Here is a 1,566-nt window from a genome sequence, read left to right as displayed (position 1 = left end):
GATTTTTTGTTGGCCTTCTGGTTGTATATTTGCCTTATGAATATATTGAAGTAAGATTTCATCCAAAATATTGATACGATTTAGATTTTGGATATTACTAATATAATTCTCTGTTAACATATCGATTTCCTTTTTTACCATAAAAAAAAAGCCCCTCCTTTTCTTATTCTTGTACGCAGAATATAAATTTGAAAGCTTATATTCCATGTACAGTTGAAAAAACATAAATAGATGTACAGAATATTATAGCATGTTTACCAAATCAGAAGATACAAAAAACTACCATATAGAAAAGAAAGAATAAAAAAACGCTTGTAACAAAAATGTAATATAACGCCCTTTCCCTCACAAAAGTGGAAAAGTAGAAATTTCCACCTATGCGAGAAACATATCTACTTAACAAAAGTAGAAATTTCTACTTTTGAAATAAAGTTGTTATTCGCCCCCTTTCATGAAAATCCTTATGTAGTAAGGCATGAGAGGGGATTTTTATGTCCATTTTAAAACGCAAAAAATCATTTCTACTTTGCAAAGGTGGAAAAGTGGAAATTTGCAATTTCTACTCAAAGTCAACTTTCTCGCAAAAGTGGAAAAGTAGAAAAGTGCGAGAAAACATAAGGGTATCAATGCTTTTTATGAGTTTACAACCCTCGTATTTTATGTTTTATTTAGTAGTAATAAAGATTTTAGGCAAAATAAAAAGCCATTCCTCATTTGTCTTTGGCAGGACAAGGAATGACTCAAACAAAGAACAACTAAATAAGTGAGCGTCCGAGCGGTTAGCTGGTAACTAACTTATGGTCGTTGATCTACAACAAAATGAGCTTTTTGGTCGAAGCTTATTTGTTGTTATAATTAGATTAAATAAATGGTGTGCTGGTAACACGCCATTAGTAAAACAATATTACGCTAATTATAGCAACTGTAGACGACATTTTCAATATTTCTGATTGAAAATTGGCTTCATGCACCCTTTTTTAAGTGTGCTTTTGAACGAGATAGCTGTGGACGCTCACCTAGAGGAAAGGAGAGCTATGTCCATGGCTATTTTTGCGTTAGAAAAGCAGGAGATGGGGCAGCTGTTTGATACGCTGCTACATACAGGAATCCACACATATAAAAAGAAGCATTCTAAAGCGAGCTTGCCAGCACGTGTTGAGGCAGAGAAGAAAGAAAAATCGACACGTCAAGGGGCTGTCTTTGTGGTGCGTCAAAAAGCAGACTTTACAGCAAATGGCGTAAAGGGGTATATCGTGACGTCGAAGGAAACGTTATTAGAGGATGCGCACACGCTTACACACTTCACACCGAACGTGTACCGTACGTTTGGTTATACGGATGACACGCGTCGTTATATCCACGGCTTTGAGGAGCGTAATCTTCAGCAGATTAATACGTTCGTCGTCGACATTGATACGAAAAAATATAGCGTGAACGAGCTGCTACTTGTCTGCATGGACGCTTCAATTGGTTTACCGACGTTTATTGTTGCATCGGATCGTGGTTATCAGCTGTATTTTGTACTGGAATCACCACTGTTTATTTCGAATAAAGAAAACTTCCGTG

Annotated in this window: 1 pseudogene; it reads left to right on the top strand. The window is 36.1% G+C overall.

Going from position 1 to position 1,566, the window contains the following annotated elements:
• Nucleotides 1-1,040 precede the first annotated feature (1,040 nt).
• Nucleotides 1,041-1,566: pseudogene (locus QI30_RS20070) on the top strand (bifunctional DNA primase/polymerase); the annotation flags it as partial.

The sequence above is a fragment of the Candidatus Kurthia intestinigallinarum genome (genome assembly GCF_003991225.1).
Lineage (GTDB): Bacteria > Bacillota > Bacilli > Bacillales_A > Planococcaceae > Kurthia > Kurthia populi.
Note: the sequence above shows the minus strand (reverse complement) of the source record. Positions and strands in the feature narration are given on the sequence as shown.